Genomic DNA, 17572 nt, shown 5'->3' on the forward strand with positions numbered 1-17572 from the left:
CTAAGTCAGTTCGACATCGCTGGCAAGCCAGCGTCCGTCGACCTTCTCCATGGTTATCTGAACGCGGCTACGGTCCATGCGTGCATCCGGAACCGCCACATTGGACACTGCCTGATCGATGAACATCAGCACCTCGACCTTGTCGGGCGTCGCCGACTTCACCGCGGAATCGACCACAACACCCGTTGCCTTGGCCTTGTTCTCGATCATGACCTGGCGCAGCGTGGTGCTGGACTCGGAGTACTTCTGCTTGAAGTCACCGGTAGACCTGTCCAGCGTCTTGCTGGAACTCTCATCGAGTTTGGCGCTGTCCACGTTGATCATGACGTTGGCGAATTCCTGTGCCGCGGCCAGTGCCTCACGAGATGACCGCTCCTCGATGCGCTGTTCTTCGTAGAGCCGCCCGATGATGGCTGTCCCGGCGGCGATCGCGATGACCACCAATGCGGCGGCGGTCAAGGCCCAGTGACGGGCCCGGAACCGCTTCGGGCCCTGTTCCTCTTCGTCCGGTTCGAGGCTGATGTCCTCGTCATCGGCGTCCTTCGAGGCCTCGGCGTCCTTCGAATCCGTGGAGTCTTTCTCAGATGTGTCCGCATCGAGGTCAGCGACCTCTTCTCCAGCAGCTTCCGTTGCCTTGTCCGCCGAGGATTCGACCTTCTCCGCATCCGAGGTCACCGCAGACTCATCCGCGTTCTTGGCGTCCTTGCCGGCAACGTCATCTGCCATGGTTGTGCTCCTTGCGCGTGTTGCTTGGTACCGGTCCGAACGTACCTAGCGTCCGGTAGGTGGAGTATTACCGAAACCGGGTGGCGGCGCAGGTGCATCGGGAGGCAGAGGCGCATCCCCGGGAATCGGCAGAGGCCACTGCGGTCCACCATACGGCGTCGGAATGCTCCACTTACCGCGCGGCGTCGGATCGGACACCTTGGACAGATCGGCGTTGGGCGGCGGGCCCGCGGTGTCATCGTCGGCCGGACGCGGAGCGTTGCGCGCACCGCGCACCAACATCGCCGGGTCCGGATTGGCGCAGTACGTGGAGTACAGCGCCGGCTCATAGAAGCTGGCATCCGAGACGGGCTTGCGCGGTGTCGCGTAATCACAGGTGGGTCGCGGATACAGCAGGTCCGCAAGCGCCCAGATGGCCCCGTCATGGAAGATCGTCGCCGCGCTCTCCAGCGCCGACCCACGCACCTCCGGTCCCGGGAACAGGGCGTTGAGGGCGGGGACTCGCACGTAGTTCAACTGAGCGACCGTCGCGAGATTGCCCAACAGCTGCACCATGGTGTCGGAGTTGTCGGTGAAGAGATTGTCCACGCTGTGCAACGTCTGCGGGGCACGCCCGAGCAGCGTGCGGAAGCCGCCGTCCATCTTCTTCAACCCGCCGAAGGTGCTCCCCAGCTGCTGGCCGGTCGCGTCCAATCCCGAATTGAGGTCGACGAGCGTGGAGAAAGTCACCTTGCTCGACTTCAACAGGGTCACCGTCTCCGGCAACACACCATCGAGGGTCGTGATGAGGAAGGTGCCGCCATCGAAGATGTCGCCAAGCTTCTCCGGGCCTTGCGTGCTGACCCCGAGTTCCTTACGGATGGTGCTCAGCTTCTCGGTATCGAGCTGTGCCAGCAGCCCATCGGAATCGGCCAGCACCTGCGCCAGGGTTATCGGAGTAGTCGCCTGACCCAGCGCGATCACGCTGTTGTTCTTCAGAAATGGGCCGTCGTTCGTCGTCGGCCGGAAGTCGAGGTACTGCTCACCGGCGGGCGATAGTCCGGAAACCCGCACCTCGCTGTTGACCGGCAGCTTCACCGCGCCGTCGATCGCCGCGGTCGCGACCACGCCGCCCTTCTCGAGATTGACGGACTGCACCCGGCCGATCGGCACTCCGCGCAGCGTGACTTCCTGATTCGGCAGCAGCCCACCGGATTCGTGCAGCTGCACCTTCACCTGGTACTTGGACTCGATCGGATTGACCTTCAGAGTCCCGAACATCACGTAACCGACGCAGATGACGAGGATGGCCACCAGGCCCACTACGGACAGCCATTTCCAGCTGCGCTTGAAGACATCGGACAGCGCAACCAACCCTCGCGAGAGCGATTCCAGCAGACCGTTGGACTGGGTGGGTCCCGTCGCGGGGGCGGTCATCGGCCCGGTCCCGGTTCGGGCGCAGGTGCCGGCGCGGGAGCAGGCGCAGGCTCCGGGGCAGGCGGCATGGGCGGGTTCGGTCCCTGACCCACGACGCGTTCTTGCAACCGGTACAACGAGTACTTGAAGCTACCGACCAGATAACCCCAGTCGGCCTGCTTGGGACCATGGAATGTCGGATCGCCCTTGTATCCGGCGTCGGGCCAGTTGCCCAGCGCGAGCTTGGCCATGTTCACGTCGACGGCCAGGGCGCTACCCGCATTCGCCTTCACCAACACCGGGAGCAGTCGGTTCAAGGCGACCAGGCTGGTATCCGGGCTCACGGCAATGTCGTTGAAGCCCCGCGCAATCGAGTTGAAATCGGCGATCATGCTGCGCGAGTCGGTGCCCTGGATCGACGGGAACTTCGCCAACTGATCGGAGATGTGACCGGCGGTGTCGGCGAGATCTCCGACCTGGTCGGGATCAACAGCCTTCAACGCCGGCGCACCGGCCTCCAGCAGATCGTTGATGGTCTTCTCTCGGGCCGACAGTGTCGCGGCCAGCTGGGAGGTCCTGTCCAACGAGTTCTGAATCTGTGACGACCGGCCGTTGAGCGTGCCCATCAACTGATCGGACTGCTTCACGATCTCGCCAAACACGATGCCGTTACTGCCATTACCGCCGGAAGACTTACCGAGCCCGTTCACCACGTGCGTCAGATTGCGGATGACGCCGCCGTTGACGAGCACGGCAGCGGAGGCGAGCACGCCTTCGACGGTGGCCGCCGACGACGTGTTGTCAAGATCCAGCGTGCCGCCATCCTTGAGGAGCTGACCGGTGACTTTGGCAGGCGGGGTGACCGCCACGAACACATCACCCAGTGGGGTGGCCGTGCGCAGTTGCGCCGTGGTTCCGACGGGCAACCGCACGCCTTCGCGGATGCGCAGCTGGACTACCGCGACATAGTCGACGGCTTCCATCGACTCGACCTCGCCGACGTCGGCCCCGCCGAGACGCACCTTGGCCTTCGCGGGAAGGTTGAGCGCGTTGGCGAATCGCGCGGTCAGCTGGTAGGACTGCGAGCCCATGTTGGGAGCCGGAAGCGGCAGGCTGTCGAGTCCCGGCGGGGTGCACGCAGATACGGCCAGCACACCGGCCGCGGCCACTGCGGCGACCCTCAGCTTGGAAACCTTCAAACGGCTCATCACTGCCCCATCCTGGCCATGCCGTCGAGCATGTAGGTCAGTCCGAAATCGGGTCCGTAATCGGCCGGCGTTCCGGTGCTGCAGCCGAGCTGCCGCAGACCCATCATGTTGCAGATCTCCTTGGTGAACTGGCTCTCGAAGAGCAGCTTGTCCAACAGCGGGTGCAGGCGGATCGACCCGTTCACCGGGTCGATGACACGGTCCACGTTGTCGAGCGTCAGCGGCAGCAGATCCAGAGTTTCCTTGAGCTCGCGCTGGTTGTCGGTCAACGACTGCAAGGTGACATTGCCGTTTCCGATGAGACCCTTGATGACGTCGCGGTTCTTGTCGAGGAGTTCGGCGGTGCTCTTGAGCACCTCGTTGGCCTTGCGGCCGGTGTCCCCGGTACCGAATCGCTCGGCGGCCAGCACGTCCGCCGTGCCGTGCACCGCGGAACCGAACTGACGAATGGCCTTGTCGTTCTCCCCCATCGCGTTCACCAGCGAGCTCACGCTCTTGATGATCGTGGTGAGCTGATCCTTGGTCTCGGCGCCATCGGTGGTCATCTTCAAGGCCTTCGACAGCTCATCGAGAGCGGTCTTGACCTGTTCACCGTTGCCCGAAGCAGCCTGCGCGCCGATGCTGACCAGGTCAGCCGCCGGACCGCCGCCCTTTCCGTCGCCCTTCATCGCCGAAGCGAGCTTGTCGACGGTGGCCAGTACGCGGTCAAACCCGACGGGGGTGCGAGTGCGGTCGAGCGGAATGACATCGCCATCCTTGAGCACCGGGCCCTCGGTGTATGGCGGGCTCAACGCCACATGCCGATCGGTGAGGACCGAGCTGGTGAAGGCGGCGGCGATGACATTCGCAGGTACCTTCACGTCTTTGTCGACGTTGAACTTGACCTCGACGTAGGTGCCCTTGGCCTCCACCGATTCGATGGCGCCCACCGGCAGGCCGAGTACCTCGACCACATTGCCGACGAAAAGGCCAGAGCCTTCATCGAATTGGGCGGTGACGGAGATCTTGTCGTCCACCACACCGGCCTTGCGCAGACCCAGGTAGCCACCAATCGCGGCGGCAATCACCAGCACCGAAACCACACCGATCATGAAGACGCGGCGGGCGGTGGACCCCTGCTGTGTCACGTTCACACTCATGCGCAGTCCTTGAAGTACTCGAGCAGACCCCATTGCTCCGCGCGGCTGCTGATCGCGCACATCCAGTTGTCCACCACCAGACCGTTGGTCAGGTTGATGTTCATGGAGTACGCCGAACCGGTGGCATTGGTCAGGTTCCTCAGCGGGACGGGCAAGATCTGCAACAGGTTTCGTACGTAGTCGTCATGGTCGCTGGCCATCGCCGTGACTTCCCGCAGCTGCTGTAACAGCTTCTCGAATGCTGGCCGGTCCTTGACGACGACCTTGCTCAGCAGGTCGACCACCTTGGTGATCGACGCCATCAGGCGCTGGAACGATGCCTTGCGGGATACGAACTCTCCCAATAGGTCCCGCCCCTGGAAGACTAGGTGCCCGAGATTCGCCTGCTGCCGATGCAACGTGGCGGTGACGGTGGACGCACTCTTGAGCAACTCGCCGATCTGCGTGCGGCGGGTGGAAACAATCCCCGAGAGTTCCTTCAGGTTCTTCATGGCCTCGGGCAGCGCCTCCGGCAGCCCCTCGAGCTGCTTGGCCAAGATATCGATGGACTGCGCCAGCTTGGTCGTGTCGACCTGTTCATAGGTGGCAGCGGTGTCCGCGAGCAGCGCCTGTAGGTCGTACGGCACCTCAGTGTGCGATAACGCGATTCGCTTGTTCGGGATGACCCCGGCACCGCGCGGCCGCAGCTCGACGTATCGCGAACCGAGCAGCGTGGTGGTCTTGATCGCGGCCTGGGTCTCGGCGCCCAGCTTCACCTCATCCCGGACGCGCATGTCGACCAGGACCTTGGTGCCGTCGAGCACAACGCTTTTGACCTCGCCGACATCAACCCCGGCGACACTGACGTAGTCGCCCTTCTTGAGCTGCGCCGCCTGCGCGAACTCTGCCTTGTACCGGGTGTATCCGAAGCCGATCTGACGGAACAGCAGCATCGACGCGATGATCGCCGTAACGACACCGACGGCGATCATGCCGATCCAGAACTTGCTGCGGTCTTCTAGCCTGCGTTCACGGGGGCTCATTCGATCCCTCGGCATTTCGGTGTGTACTTCGCGACACCACCGTGCGTGGCGTGCCGGACAATGGCGGGCACCAGGTCATTGAGGCCCGGGAAGAATCCGTTGATGTTCAGTTGGCAGGCATACGAATTGCCGTACGCACCGTCTTGCATCGTGCGGGCCAGTCCCTTCAGAAGCAGCGGCAGGTTGGAGCCCAGGAAGGCGAACTGGTCCTTGTTGGCGAGGATGTGCGCTGCAGTGCCCGGCTCGCGATAGACGAGTTCCTGCAACTGCGGGTACACGTTGTCGCCGATGGTCTGGATCCGGCTAACGACATGCGTGGCCGAACCGATGGACGAGACCAGGCTCTGGCGCCGGTTGTCCAGCTCCCCGACGACGTTCTGGCTCTGGACCACGAGCTGGTCCAGGTTGTCGTTCTGCTTGGCGACGTTCTCCAGAACCGTGTTGAGGTTCTCGATGAGCCCACCCAGCGACTGATCGCGTCCGGCAAAGGATTTCGTGATCTCGGTGGTCTGTGCCACCACATGGGCCAGCGCGCCCCGGTCACCGGCGAAAGCGTCGATGAGCCCGTTGGACAGGTTGTCCACCTGCTTCGGATCCAGCAGGGTGAACAGCGGCTCGAATCCGTTGAGCAGCGCGCCGACGTCGAAAGACGGCTCCGTGCGCTCCACGGGAATCACGCTGCCTTCGGGCAGGCGTTCCGGGCTGCCGTCCAGACCACGAGACAGCGAGATGTATCGCTGTCCGATGATGTTCTGGTAGGTCACCGAGACGATCGAATTGCCGTACAGGTTCTGGTTGCTCTTCACCCGGAACTTGAGCTTGGCCAGTGAGCCGTCCAGTTCGATCGAGTCGACGCGGCCCACACGCACACCTGCGATGCGCACGTCGTCGCCGACGCGCACACCGGTGACGTCGGTGAAGATCGCGCTGTAGCTCTTTGTCGAGCCCGTGGTGTCGCGGCGCAGGGTGCCGTACACCAGAGTCGTCACGCCGATGGCGAACACGACGAATAGCGATAGTCCGATCACCGCGGCCCGGAAGTTCTTCATCGTCCGCCTCCCTCGACCGCATTGGGCTGTACCGAATCACGGCTCACCGAAATCGTGGTCCCGCGAGCCACCGGGCCCAGCAGCAGCTGCTGCGACGCGCTGGGATCTCCGCCCAGCGCCTTGCCGAGCTGCGCGCGCTCCGTCGCGCTTCCGACCGGACCGACGTTTCCACCGAAGGAGGCGGGTGCCACTCCGGCAGGTGCCGGGTTGGGTGGCGGGCCGAACGGCGGCAGCACCGGGTTGGCGGCCCGGTCGACTTCCTGTGGGTTGGGGCCGGTGCCGTGCAGCATGATGTCGGCTGCGGTCGGCGGGAAGATGGTTCCCGGGGGTGGCGCGATATCCGGCGGCGGCTTGTAGCTGCCCGGCTGCAGCACCTCGGGAATGTCGATCCACTGGCGCGTCTCCGGTGCGGTGCTGCAGCTAGGTCCGGCCAGCTCGCCGTACCGGGGGCAGTCGTCGCGGACATAGGTCCACGCCGGGCTGAACGACAGGATCAGGTTCAGGCCCAGGACCTGACGGCCGGGATCCCAGCCGTTCTCGAAAATCGCGTCCGACAGCACCTTGATGCGCGACGCGATCGGCACGAACTGGCCCGAATGCTGTGCCAGGACACCGACAACGGGCGTCAGGTGCGTACCGATGCCGATCATCTGGTCGATGTGGTTATCGATGGCAGTCGATGCGGTGCCCGCGGTATGCAGACCGGCCGAGAGCAGCCCCCGCACATCGGATTGCTTCTGGGCCAGGGTGCGCAGCGGCACCAGGGCGTTCTCCAGGTTGTCCAACAGTCGCGGAGAGGTGGTGCTGAGCGCCGCCGATACCTTCTCCAGCGCCGCGATCGTCGAGGGATCATTCGGGCTGGCAGACACGATGGCGTTGAACTCGGTGAGGATGGATTGCAGCCGGGCGCCGGAGGTCAGCAGCTTGTCGCCGCGCCCCTGGGTGGCTTCGCCGAAGACCCCGATCAAGCCGATCGGTGCATCGCCGCGTTGCCGTTCGGTGGCGGCAAGCACCTGACGCAGCTTGTTCGTGGTGGTCTGGAACAGCACGGTCGGCAGCTTGGTGTCCTCGGTGATCACCGCACCGTCGCGCAGTGCGGCACCATCGCCGTTATCGACCAGCTGCACCGACGACACCGCGAACACGTTGCTCGGCACCACCCGCGCGGTGACCGTGCTCGGAATGCCGCTGGCGTGCTCGGACTTCAGGTCGATGTGCACGATGTTCGGCTTGCCGTCTTCGGCCGGTGTCACCGACGTGACGGCGCCGACGAGCATGCCGCGGAATTTCACGTCGGCACGTTCGGGCAGACCGTCACCAACGTTCATCAGCTGCGCGTTGACCTTGACCGTGTCTTCCAACAAGCCCTTGGACTTGGCGAGCAGTAGCCCGGTCACCAATCCCAGGATGGCCAGCACGGCGATGCCGGAGAGAAGCAGCGCGCGATCGGACCAGCCGCGGCCGCTCGATGAGAATGAACCACCACTCACGTCAACCACCGAACCTTGCGCCAGCGTCGACTCCCCACAACGCCATGGTGAGAAGCATGTTCACGATGATCACGACGGTGATGGCAGCGCGCATCGCGTGTCCGGCGGCCACACCCACGCCCTCGGGTCCACCCGAGGCGTTGAATCCGAAGTAGCACTGGATGGTTGAGGCGATCCAGACGAAGACGACGGCCTTGATCACCGAGTAGACGATGTCGGTGCCGCTCAGCATCATCGTGAAGTAATGGTTGTAGGCGCCACCGATCGAACCGCCGCTCGAGATCCCGACAAGCAGGCGGCACGTGATGTAGCTGATGACCAGGCACAGCAGGTACAGCGGAACCACCGCCACGGTGGAAGCCATCAGTCGAGTGGTGACCAGGTACGGGATGGGCCGGATCGCCAGCGCGTCCAGTGCGTCGATCTCCTCGTTGATGCGCTGAGCACCCAGCTGCGCGGTGAAGCGGCAACCGGCCTGCATCGCGAAGGCGAGGGCCGCCATCACCGGCGCCAACTCACGTGTCGACACCAGGGAGGAGATGAATCCCGTGGCCGGCCCCAAGCCGATGATGTTCAGCAGGTTGTAGGCCTCGATACCAATCAGGGCACCGATCGTGGCACCCAACACCGCGGCCACGCCGACGGTTCCGCCACCGGTGACCAGCGAGCCATTACCCCAGGTGACGTCGGCCAGCAGCCGGAAGAACTCCTTGGAGTAGTAGCGCAGCGCGTTCGGGATGGAGGCAATAGCCTCCACAAAGAACGCCAGCATGTGTCCGAGCCGCCGAATCGACTGGGCGACCCGATGCCCGGCATCGATGATCGGCTGGACGCCCTTGGGGCGGTATGTAGAGATAGTCATGGCGCGCCCCTATATCCCATGCCGGGGGAAGACCATGACGTACACCTGGCTGACCAGCACGTTGATCAGCATGAGCACCAAGATCGACTCGACGACCGCGGCATTCACGGAGTTGGCGACACCGGCGGGACCACCCTTGGTGGTCAATCCCTTGTCACAGGCGACGATGGCGACGATGAGGCCGTAAAGGATCGCCTTGAGCAGCGCCAGGATCAGGTCGTCGACCCGGGTGAACGACGCGAAGGTCGCGACGAAACTTCCGGGAGCGCCGTGCTGGAAGTAGACGTTGAACAAATAACTGGCCAGGAAGCCGACAAAGCAGGTGGTGCCCGTGAGGCCGACGCCGACGAGAACCGCAGCGGCCACGCGTGGGACGACGAGCCGCCGAATCACCGAGACACCCATGACTTCCATGGCATCTATCTCTTCGCGCATGGTTCGTGACCCCAGGTCCGCGGTGATGGCCGAACCCACCGCGGAGGCCATCAGCACCGCGGCAACCAGCGAGGCGCCCTGACGCACGATTGCGACACCACTTGCCGCACCTGCCAACGAGGACGCACCGACCTGTCCCGCGAGCAGGGCGAACTGGATCGACAAGGTGACGCCGATCGGAATGGCCACCAGCAGCGTCGGGACCACCGCACTGCCCGCCATGAACGCACCCTGGTGGATGAATTCCTTCCACGGGAACGCGCGGTGGATGAGGTCCGAGAACATGTACTGCATCGCCCGTACACCGAGGACGATCTGGCTGCCTGCGGTTTCTACCGCCTGCACCGGGTGCTTGCGGACGTACTCCTTGAGGGCGCCGGATACGGCGTCACGAGACGGTGTTGCGGGGCGGCCCGTACCGGCCGTGTCGAAAGTGGTCATCACGCGCTCACGATCGAATGCACCGAATACCCCAGGGCAACACGTCCGTGTGCTGGCTGACCCACGTGATGCCCTCTCGTCCAAACCTCTCGGGCCCACCATCTTCGCTGGTCACAGAGAAAGCACGGCCCAAACTGAGCAGTAACATAACACCTGACTGACGTGATCTACACATCGTCGTAGATCACGGTGAGATTTTGGACACTCTGCTATATGCGCTGTCTAAACGGTGGACAAATCGCAGGTCGCGATTTCATTGGGCGAGAATAGCTATCACACCGACTGGCGTGCGGTTTCTCACCCTTGTCGCGGAATTGCCGAAATGAGCTGTGGCCCCGAGCCTCTAACGCGATATCCCGGTCGGCTAGGCGATGAAGCGCGAAATCGATTCGGCCACACAAGCCGGCTTGTCGACACCTTCGATCTCGACCGTCGTCAAGATCGTCACGTCCACGGCGCCCGGTTTCTGTTCGACATGGGTCACCTCGGCGCGGGCACGCAGTCGCGATCCCACCCGGACCGGGTTCAGGAATCGAATCTTGTTGTACCCGTAATTGATCCCCATCGCGATGTTGTCGACCTGAATCAGCTGGAACTGAAACTGGGGCAGTAGCGACAACGTGAGCAGCCCGTGGGCGATGGTGCCACCGAACGGGCCATTGGCGGCCCGTTCGGTATCGACGTGAATCCACTGGTGGTCACCGGTGGCGTCGGCAAAGGTGTTGACCCGCTCCTGATCGACCACAAGCCAATCGGTGGCCCCGAGGTCACCCACCGCGACGTCGGCAATTCCGTTGAACACCTTGGTGGTCACGGTACGAGGACCATCTTCCCGTAGACCTTTCCATCGGCGAAGTCCTGGAGCGCCTGTCGGCCCTCTGACAGCGGTATCCGCGCACTCACCGGCGGCCGCATGCCCTCGGCCACCAATTTCTCCAACCCCGCCTGGGTCTCGTAGAGGTAATCCGTATGGGTGCGCAGGAATTCGCCCCAGGCCACACCGATCAGCGAAGCGTTGCGCAGCAGCAGGCGATTCACCTTGATCGTCGGTATCGCACCGGCCGCAAATCCGACGACCAGCAGCCTGCCCTCGGAGGCCAGGGTGCGTACCGCGTCGTCAAAGGCAGGCCCACCGATGGGATCCACCACCATGTCGACACCCACACCACCGGTCGCCTCGCGAACCGCCTTGGCCCAGCCATCCTCGAGCGGCAGGACGATATCGGCACCGACACTTTTGACGAATTCCGTTGCGGCGGTCCGGTTGACGACGGCGATCACCTTGGCCCCCAGGCCCTTGGCAATCTGGATGGCGGCAGTTCCGATACCGCCGGCCGCACCGAGTACCAGCACCGTCTCCCCCGCACGCAGTTGCCCTCGGCGGGCATACGCGAAGTACATGGTGTGGTAGTTCGCAATGAGGGCGACGGCCTCGGCATCGTCTAGCTGCGGGGGCGTCGGAAGAATGTTGGATGGTGCCACTGCCACCCGTTCGGCATACCCGCCAATGAAATTGAAGGCCATCACCCGGTCACCGGGGTTGATCCCTGAACCCGCGGGCGCCGACCGCACGACCCCGGCGGTTTCGATGCCTGGGACGAACGGGGGCTCCATTCGCAACTGGTACTCGCCCTTGGTCATCAGGTAATCGGGAAAACAGACTCCCGCGGCCTTGACGTCGACAACCACGACGTTGTCGCCGCGCGGCTCCTCGACATCGGTGTAGACCAGTCCCTCCGGACCCGACAGCGACTGCGCCTGTATGGCTTTCATGCGAGCGAGGGAGGGCCGGCCTTGACCGCACTCGACAGATCTGCGATCTGCGACCACTTCTCGGCGACCTCGTCGACGGTGGGCGGGGTCTCGAAGTCCGCGCCGGCGTTCTCGAACAGTGCGACGCGTTGCACCTTGCCGCCACCGACGACGAAAACCGAACCGTTGTCGGTGCTTTCCTCGGTGCACAGGTATCCGACAACCGGGGCGACGAAGGACGGTGGCAGCTTGTCTAGCACCGCCTCCGGGGCGATATCGGCCGTCATCCGGGTGGCCGCGATCGGTGCGATCGCGTTGGAGTGGATGTTGTACTTGGCGCCCTCCAACGCGAGGGTGTTGATGAGCCCGACGAGTCCCAGCTTGGCGGCGCTGTAGTTGGCCTGTCCGAAGTTGCCGAACAGACCGCTGGTCGAGGTGGCGACCACGATGCGGCCGTAACCCTGCTCGCGGAAATGCGGCCATGCGGCGCGGGTGATGTTGTATCCGCCGTACAGGTGAACCTGTTGCACCGCATGCCAACTGTCATAGGTCATCTTGTGGAAAGTGCCGTCCCGCAGGATGCCGGCGTTGCTGACCACACCGTGGATGGCGCCGAACTCGTCGACCGCGGTCTTGACGATGTTGGCGGCGCCCTCTTCGGTCGCGACACTGTCGTAGTTGGCAACCGCGCGACCCCCGGCCGCCTTGATCTCGTCAACCACGCTATCGGCCATGGCGGACCCGGCGCCGGATCCGTCTCGGGCACCGCCCAAGTCGTTGACGACCACCGAGGCGCCCTCGCCGGCGAGGGTGAGCGCGTACTCACGGCCCAGGCCTCCACCGGCTCCGGTCACGACAATTACCCGGTCTTGCACTCCCGGCATGCAGAACTCCTAATTCACTTGGCACTTCATTGGGTTGCTGAATGATATGGAGAACGAAAACTACAGCTACATAAGCTTTTTCATCAGCTTAAGGTTCTTCTCGAGGTATGGCGGGTACGGAAGCTTGAGGTCCATCTTGGTGCTCTTGTACAGAGTCGACTTGAGGTGACTGAACTCGTCGAATCCGGCCTTGCCGTGGTAGGCGCCCATACCGCTGGCACCGACTCCGCCGAAGGGCAGGTTCGGGATGACGGCGTGGTACAGCAGATGATTGATCACTGTGCCACCCGCGGGTACATCGTCGATGAACCGGTTACCGATGCGCTTCGACTCCGTAAAGGCGTAGGCCGCCAGCGGCTTTGGCCGCGAATTGATGAAGTCGATGGCGTCGTCAAGGGTGTCCGCCGTCAGCACCGGGAGGATCGGGCCGAAGATCTCGTTCTGCATCAGCGGCTCGTCAGCGCTGGGATCAACAACGATCGTCGGCTCAATGGTCAGCGCGGACGCATCGGAGGCACCGCCGGTGGCGACCTCACCTTCGGTCGCGGCCAGGTAGCCGACCAGACGATCGAACTGGCGCTGGTTCACCACGCGCAGTCCTTTGGATTCCTTGTCCGCCTGGAAATCTGCCCATGCCGCAGTGATCTTCTCGACCAGCTCATCGCGAACCGCGGGGTCCACAAGCACATAGTCGGGGGCCAGACACACCTGACCGGAGTTGAGGCCCTTCATGTATCCGATACGGCGGGCGGCCACTTCGATGTTGGCATCGGCGGCGACGTAGACCGGCGACTTGCCGCCCAATTCCAGTGCGACCGGTGTCAGGTGTTGTGCGGCGCCTTCCAGAATGCGCTTGCCGATCTCGGTACCGCCGGTGAACAGGGCCTTGTCGAAACCCTGGGCCAGCAGTTCCTGGGTCACCGACCCGTCGCCCTCGACAACGGCAACGGCGTGCGGGTCCAGGTACTGCGGAATGAGTTTGGCCATCAACGCCGAGGAAGCGGGCGCGATCTCCGAAGGCTTGATGGCCACGGTGTTGCCAGCGGCCAACGCGCCGACCACGGGACCCAGGGTCAGATACAGCGGGAAGTTCCACGCACCGATGACGAGCACCGTGCCATAGGGCTCCGGTACTGACCAAGCCTTGGCCGGTTGCTGTGCCAGCGGAAGACCCCGCACCCGCTTGCGTCGCATCCAGCGCCGCAGGTTCTTACGCGCATAGACCACCTCGACAACCGACCCGACAACGTCGGCGATCCAGGCTTCGGCCGACGAGCGACCCAAGTCCTCGTGCAATGCGGTGGCGATCGCCGCCTCGTTCTCGGAGAAAAGTCGCTCCAAGCCGACGAGCTGCGCCTTACGCCAGTGGTACTCGCGGGTCCGGCCTGTTGCGAACGTCTCCCGCAGGCCCCGGACGATCCCCGGAATGCGGGAAGGCTCGGACGCAGCGTGCTGGTCGGCAGGCGTAGAGATCTCGGTGGTCATATCCGTTCCTCTCGATGGCACGCTCATCAGTGAGTGCATCTGCGCAGGTCACGTACGCACATACGGACTAGCGATGGCAGCTACGTGAGCTGTATCACCGATGGTAACCAACCAGTTGGGGCCTGAGAACCCCGCACCCCTGGGGCCCGCACTCCATCAGCCCTTGAGCTCGGCTTCTATCAGGGTGTTCCCCCGCAAGTCTTCTTCCATGTGCACCGCTCGGCCCGCATCCGCCATCTCGGCCTCCGCCGGAATCGCCCGAACGGTCCATCCACGCCCGGCGAGCCATTGCGGAACATCGGTGCGGTTCTCGTCGTGGTACATCAGCGATCCGACGTCCAGGGACTCTCCGTCGATTCCTGCCAGCTTGCGGGCCCGGTCGAAGTGTTCACGCATCTTGCTGCGGACCTCGTGCCGTTTGGCGTTGTCCGGCCCGACGGCCTCGACGGCAATCCTGCTGCCCGGCGCGCTCTGATCCACGATCAGTTCGAAGAGCCTGTCCTGCGCCTCGGTCGGCAGATACATGAGCAGGCCTTCGGCCAGCCACGCCGTGGGCGAAGTGACGTCGAATCCCTCCCGTTGTAGCGCGACCGGCCAATCCTGCCGAAGGTCGACGGCCACCTCACGGCGGAGGCAGGCAGAACGCACGTCGTGCTCATCCAGTGTTTGGCGCTTGTACTGCAACACGAGTGGCTGGTCGATTTCGTACACGGTGGTACCGGCCGGCCACTCCAGGCGATAGGCGCGCGAGTCCAGGCCTGCGGCCAGGATCACCACCTGGGTGATTCCCGCCCGCGATGCCCGCTCGAAGAAACCATCGAAGAACCGCGTGCGGACGGCCTGATAGTCCACCGCGTACTGCATGATGCGGTCGGCTTCCGGGTCGAGCTCGGCAAGCTGCTGTCGCAGGTCATCGCTCGCAATCACCGACCATGCCCCGGCGCCGGCTCGCTCGACGAGGAGCTGCGCGAAGGGATCCCTGATCAGCGGCGCCTCACTGCGGGTTTCAGCCGCCCGCGCGGCGGCCACCATGACCGCGGTGGCGCCCACGCTGCTCGCGATGTCCCAGCTGTCGTCGTCGGAGCGCGCGGTGGTCACATCACTCACCGGAGTTCACCCTGGATCAGCTGGCCGCGGAATGTCCCCTGCTCAACGTCCTCGGTCACCGGCCTGCCCAGCCGTGCCATCTCGTCGTGCGCATCGGTCTTGGTCACCGACCAACCGTGTGCACCAAGCCATTCCGCAGGGTCGGCGCGATTCTCATCTTCGTAGATCAAATTCTCGATCGCGACGTCGACATCGACGGCGGTCTTGAATGCGGCTCGTACCTGTTCCCGGCGGGCGGCCTCCTCCTCGCTCTCGTCCAGAACCAGCTTTCCCTCATACCCTTCGACAGCGATGTGGCTGCCCGGAGCACTCAACGCACCGATGCTGGCGAACAGACTGTCTTGAGCGTCGGCCGGCAGATAGGGCAGCAGACCCTCGGCCAGCCAGGCGGTGGGCTTCGCGGAGTCGAACCCCGCCTCACGCAATGCGGTCGGCCAGTCCTCGCGCAGATCGATAGCTACGGCATGCCGTTGCGCCTTCGGTTCATGGGCGGCCAGTGCAGCGGCCTTGAATTCCAGAACCTGCGGCTGGTCGATTTCGAACACTGTGGTGCCGGCCGGCCAGTCGAGGCGGTAGGCGCGCGAATCCAGACCAGAGGCCAAGATGACCATCTGCCGGATGCCCGCAGCCGCCGCGGCCAGGAAGTAGGCGTCGAAGAAATTGGTGCGGGTGGCCTGGTAGTCGACCATCCGTCCGTAAATCCGGCCCGCCTCGGGATCTGGCCACTCGATGTCGCCGGCCGCCAAACGCTCCCAGCCAGTCGATTTACCGGTCGCGTCAACGAGTATCTGTGCGAACGGATCATGGATGAGCGCGTCGGTCCGCAGCGTCTCGGTGGCGCGTGCGGCCGCCACCCCGAGGGCGGTCGCCCCCACGCTGGAAGTGATGTCCCAGGTGTCCCCGTCGACCCGCATGCGGCTCCTCTCAAGGCAAACTAGACCCAATAGTGAGCAATGCTACAGATCTCCATCTGTGGCCGGCATTGTGCAACGGGTCACATTCGCCCAGGTGAGACCCAGGTAACCGAGCCCTAAATTCATTTGCCCGTTACGTTTCGAGCACTGTGCTGGAGGACGTCAACCTCCAGGACACACTTCATCGATTTGTGCAGTTCCTCCCCGAATCTCACATAGGGTTCATGAGCGCATCCGCATAGATACCCACCCTGGCGGAGTTCGCTAGCAGACACATCATTAAAATTCGGTTCAGCAGATAGCTCAGAAGAGTTTGAAAGGGGAGGGCGCTTCCAATGTCGAAGCCATCCACCGCCAACGGCGGTTTCCCAAACATTGTTGTGACCGGTATGGCCATGACGACATCAATCGCACCCGACGTCGAGGGCACCTGGAAAGGGCTCCTCAACGGCGAGAGCGGCATTCGCGTACTCGACGACGATTTCGTCGCTCAGTACGACCTGCCGGTGAAGATCGGCGGGCACCTCAAGGTCCGCGACTTCGACAAGGACATGACGAAGATCGAGCTTCGCCGTCTGTCCTATGTTCAGCGCCTGGCCGCGATCCTGGGCCGTCAGGTCTGGGAAGACGCCGGTGCCCCCGAAGATGTCGATCTGGAGCGACTCACGGTGTCGGTGGGCACCGGCCTGGGCGGCGGCGAGAAGTTGGTCGAAGCCTACGACGAGATGCGCGCCCGGGGCACGAAAGCCGTTTCCCCCCTTACCGTTCAAATGTTCATGCCCAACGGTCCTGCCGCCGTCATCGGCCTGGAGCGCAAGGCGCGCGGTGGTGTCATCACCCCCGTCTCGGCCTGTGCCTCCGGTAACGAGGGCATTGCCCACGCATGGCGTCAGATCGCTTACGGCGACGCCGATATCGCCATCTGTGGCGGTATCGAAGCCGCCATCGAAGCCGCGCCCATTGCCGCGTTCGCCAACATGCGCATCGTGATGTCTACCGACAACGACAACCCTGCGGGGGCATCGCGACCGTTCGACAAGAACCGCACCGGCTTCGTGTTCGGCGAGGGCGGCGCGCTCATGGTCATCGAGACCGAGGAGCACGCCAAGGCACGCGGCGCGCGGATCTATGCGCGCCTTCTCGGTGCGGGTATCACCTCGGACGGGTTCCACGTAGTCGCACCGCATCCCGATGGCATCGGGGCGGCCAAGGCGATGGACCGGGCTCTGGAGACCGCCGGACTCGACGCCAAGGACATCGACCACGTCAACGCGCACGCCACCGCTACCAGTGTGGGTGACGTCGCCGAGGGCAAGGCCATTCACAAGTCCGGTCTGCAGAACGCCGCGGTCTACGCACCCAAGGGCGCCCTCGGACACTCGGTGGGTGCGGTCGGTGCCGTCGAGGCCATCATCACGGTGAAGTCGTTGCAGGAGGGCATCATTCCGCCCACCCTCAACTACGAGACGCCGGACCCCGAGATCGATCTCGACATCGTCAGCAAGGAGCCCCGCAAGGGCGACTACAAGTACGCCATCAACAACTCGTTCGGGTTCGGTGGCCACAACGTGGCCATCGCCCTCGGCAAGTACTGATCACCGCTCTTCTCCGACACGCCGTCTGGCGGCGGATTCGTATCGCACGATTCCGCCACTAGGCGGCG

Annotated in this window: 16 protein-coding genes; 1 reads left to right on the plus strand and 15 read right to left on the minus strand. The window is 63.8% G+C overall.

The window, feature by feature from the left end; translation table 11 throughout:
• The 15 genes from BB28_RS22970 to BB28_RS23040 all read right to left on the minus strand — a co-directional run bounded on the left by BB28_RS22970 (position 1) and on the right by BB28_RS23040 (position 15909).
• On the minus strand, positions 1-726 hold the full coding sequence (locus BB28_RS22970; protein WP_046255204.1) for a hypothetical protein: 726 nt from the start codon (positions 724-726) through the stop codon (positions 1-3).
• A 45-nt stretch (positions 727-771) separates the two neighbouring features.
• Positions 772-2142 (minus strand): MlaD family protein, encoded by a 1371-nt coding sequence (locus BB28_RS22975; protein ID WP_046255205.1) that lies wholly within the window; start codon positions 2140-2142, stop codon positions 772-774.
• Complete coding sequence (locus tag BB28_RS22980) at positions 2139-3329, minus strand: MlaD family protein (RefSeq protein WP_046256104.1); 1191 nt, start codon at positions 3327-3329, stop codon at positions 2139-2141. Before BB28_RS22980 ends, BB28_RS22975 begins: the two co-directional genes overlap by 4 nt.
• Positions 3329-4468 carry an MlaD family protein gene (locus tag BB28_RS22985; RefSeq protein WP_046255206.1) on the minus strand — a complete coding sequence of 380 codons (1140 nt, stop codon included), beginning with the start codon at positions 4466-4468 and terminating at the stop codon, positions 3329-3331. Before BB28_RS22985 ends, BB28_RS22980 begins: the two co-directional genes overlap by 1 nt.
• Complete coding sequence (locus BB28_RS22990; protein ID WP_030097434.1) at positions 4465-5490, minus strand: MCE family protein; 1026 nt, start codon at positions 5488-5490, stop codon at positions 4465-4467. Before BB28_RS22990 ends, BB28_RS22985 begins: the two co-directional genes overlap by 4 nt.
• Entirely contained in the window at positions 5487-6539 is a 1053-nt protein-coding gene (locus BB28_RS22995; protein ID WP_030097435.1) for an MCE family protein, read from the minus strand. Before BB28_RS22995 ends, BB28_RS22990 begins: the two co-directional genes overlap by 4 nt.
• Positions 6536-8029: an MlaD family protein gene (locus BB28_RS23000; RefSeq protein WP_046255207.1), complete on the minus strand. Its 1494-nt coding sequence runs from the start codon at positions 8027-8029 to the stop codon at positions 6536-6538. The genes BB28_RS22995 and BB28_RS23000 overlap by 4 nt, the downstream gene beginning before the upstream one ends.
• Before the next feature lies 1 nt (position 8030).
• A complete protein-coding gene (locus BB28_RS23005; protein ID WP_030097437.1) occupies positions 8031-8891 on the minus strand; it encodes an MlaE family ABC transporter permease in 861 nt (286 codons plus the stop codon).
• Positions 8892-8900: 9 nt separating this feature from the next.
• Positions 8901-9767: an MlaE family ABC transporter permease gene (locus BB28_RS23010; RefSeq protein WP_030097438.1), complete on the minus strand. Its 867-nt coding sequence runs from the start codon at positions 9765-9767 to the stop codon at positions 8901-8903.
• Between the two features lie 364 nt (positions 9768-10131).
• The gene (locus BB28_RS23015) at positions 10132-10581 is read right to left on the minus strand and encodes a MaoC family dehydratase (protein WP_046255208.1); all 450 of its coding nucleotides are present in this window, start codon (positions 10579-10581) and stop codon (positions 10132-10134) included.
• Positions 10578-11540, minus strand: a complete 963-nt coding sequence (locus BB28_RS23020; protein ID WP_046255209.1) for an NADPH:quinone oxidoreductase family protein — start codon at positions 11538-11540, stop codon at positions 10578-10580. Before BB28_RS23020 ends, BB28_RS23015 begins: the two co-directional genes overlap by 4 nt.
• The gene (locus BB28_RS23025) at positions 11537-12403 is read right to left on the minus strand and encodes an SDR family oxidoreductase (protein WP_046255210.1); all 867 of its coding nucleotides are present in this window, start codon (positions 12401-12403) and stop codon (positions 11537-11539) included. The genes BB28_RS23020 and BB28_RS23025 overlap by 4 nt, the downstream gene beginning before the upstream one ends.
• 66 nt (positions 12404-12469) lie before the next feature.
• Complete coding sequence (locus BB28_RS23030) at positions 12470-13888, minus strand: aldehyde dehydrogenase family protein (protein WP_030097442.1); 1419 nt, start codon at positions 13886-13888, stop codon at positions 12470-12472.
• Positions 13889-14044: 156 nt separating this feature from the next.
• The gene (locus tag BB28_RS23035; RefSeq protein ID WP_052740336.1) at positions 14045-14995 is read right to left on the minus strand and encodes an SAM-dependent methyltransferase; all 951 of its coding nucleotides are present in this window, start codon (positions 14993-14995) and stop codon (positions 14045-14047) included.
• The gene (locus BB28_RS23040) at positions 14992-15909 is read right to left on the minus strand and encodes a class I SAM-dependent methyltransferase (protein WP_046255211.1); all 918 of its coding nucleotides are present in this window, start codon (positions 15907-15909) and stop codon (positions 14992-14994) included. The genes BB28_RS23035 and BB28_RS23040 overlap by 4 nt, the downstream gene beginning before the upstream one ends.
• A gap of 335 nt (positions 15910-16244) precedes the next feature.
• Here BB28_RS23040 and BB28_RS23045 point away from each other — a divergent pair, with 335 nt between their 5' ends.
• Positions 16245-17504 carry a KasA/KasB family beta-ketoacyl-ACP synthase gene (locus BB28_RS23045; RefSeq protein ID WP_046255212.1) on the plus strand — a complete coding sequence of 420 codons (1260 nt, stop codon included), beginning with the start codon at positions 16245-16247 and terminating at the stop codon, positions 17502-17504.
• The last annotated feature ends 68 nt before the right edge of the window (positions 17505-17572 follow it).

The sequence above is a fragment of the Mycobacteroides chelonae CCUG 47445 genome (assembly GCF_001632805.1).
GTDB classification, from domain to species: Bacteria; Actinomycetota; Actinomycetes; order Mycobacteriales; family Mycobacteriaceae; genus Mycobacterium; species Mycobacterium chelonae.

Excerpts from the sequence above, each read along its gene's own strand:
- BB28_RS23045 (WP_046255212.1), top strand. The coding sequence starts at position 16,245 with ATGTCGAAGCCATCCACCGCCAACGGCGGTTTCCCAAACATTGTTGTG.
- BB28_RS22970 (WP_046255204.1), bottom strand. The coding sequence starts at position 726 with ATGGCAGATGACGTTGCCGGCAAGGACGCCAAGAACGCGGATGAGTCT.
- BB28_RS22985 (WP_046255206.1), bottom strand. The coding sequence starts at position 4,468 with ATGAGTGTGAACGTGACACAGCAGGGGTCCACCGCCCGCCGCGTCTTC.
- BB28_RS22990 (WP_030097434.1), bottom strand. The coding sequence starts at position 5,490 with ATGAGCCCCCGTGAACGCAGGCTAGAAGACCGCAGCAAGTTCTGGATC.
- BB28_RS23010 (WP_030097438.1), bottom strand. The coding sequence starts at position 9,767 with ATGACCACTTTCGACACGGCCGGTACGGGCCGCCCCGCAACACCGTCT.
- BB28_RS22995 (WP_030097435.1), bottom strand. The coding sequence starts at position 6,539 with ATGAAGAACTTCCGGGCCGCGGTGATCGGACTATCGCTATTCGTCGTG.
- BB28_RS23005 (WP_030097437.1), bottom strand. The coding sequence starts at position 8,891 with ATGACTATCTCTACATACCGCCCCAAGGGCGTCCAGCCGATCATCGAT.
- BB28_RS23030 (WP_030097442.1), bottom strand. The coding sequence starts at position 13,888 with ATGACCACCGAGATCTCTACGCCTGCCGACCAGCACGCTGCGTCCGAG.
- BB28_RS23020 (WP_046255209.1), bottom strand. The coding sequence starts at position 11,540 with ATGAAAGCCATACAGGCGCAGTCGCTGTCGGGTCCGGAGGGACTGGTC.
- BB28_RS22980 (WP_046256104.1), bottom strand. The coding sequence starts at position 3,329 with ATGAGCCGTTTGAAGGTTTCCAAGCTGAGGGTCGCCGCAGTGGCCGCG.
- BB28_RS22975 (WP_046255205.1), bottom strand. The coding sequence starts at position 2,142 with ATGACCGCCCCCGCGACGGGACCCACCCAGTCCAACGGTCTGCTGGAA.
- BB28_RS23040 (WP_046255211.1), bottom strand. The coding sequence starts at position 15,909 with ATGCGGGTCGACGGGGACACCTGGGACATCACTTCCAGCGTGGGGGCG.
- BB28_RS23025 (WP_046255210.1), bottom strand. The coding sequence starts at position 12,403 with ATGCCGGGAGTGCAAGACCGGGTAATTGTCGTGACCGGAGCCGGTGGA.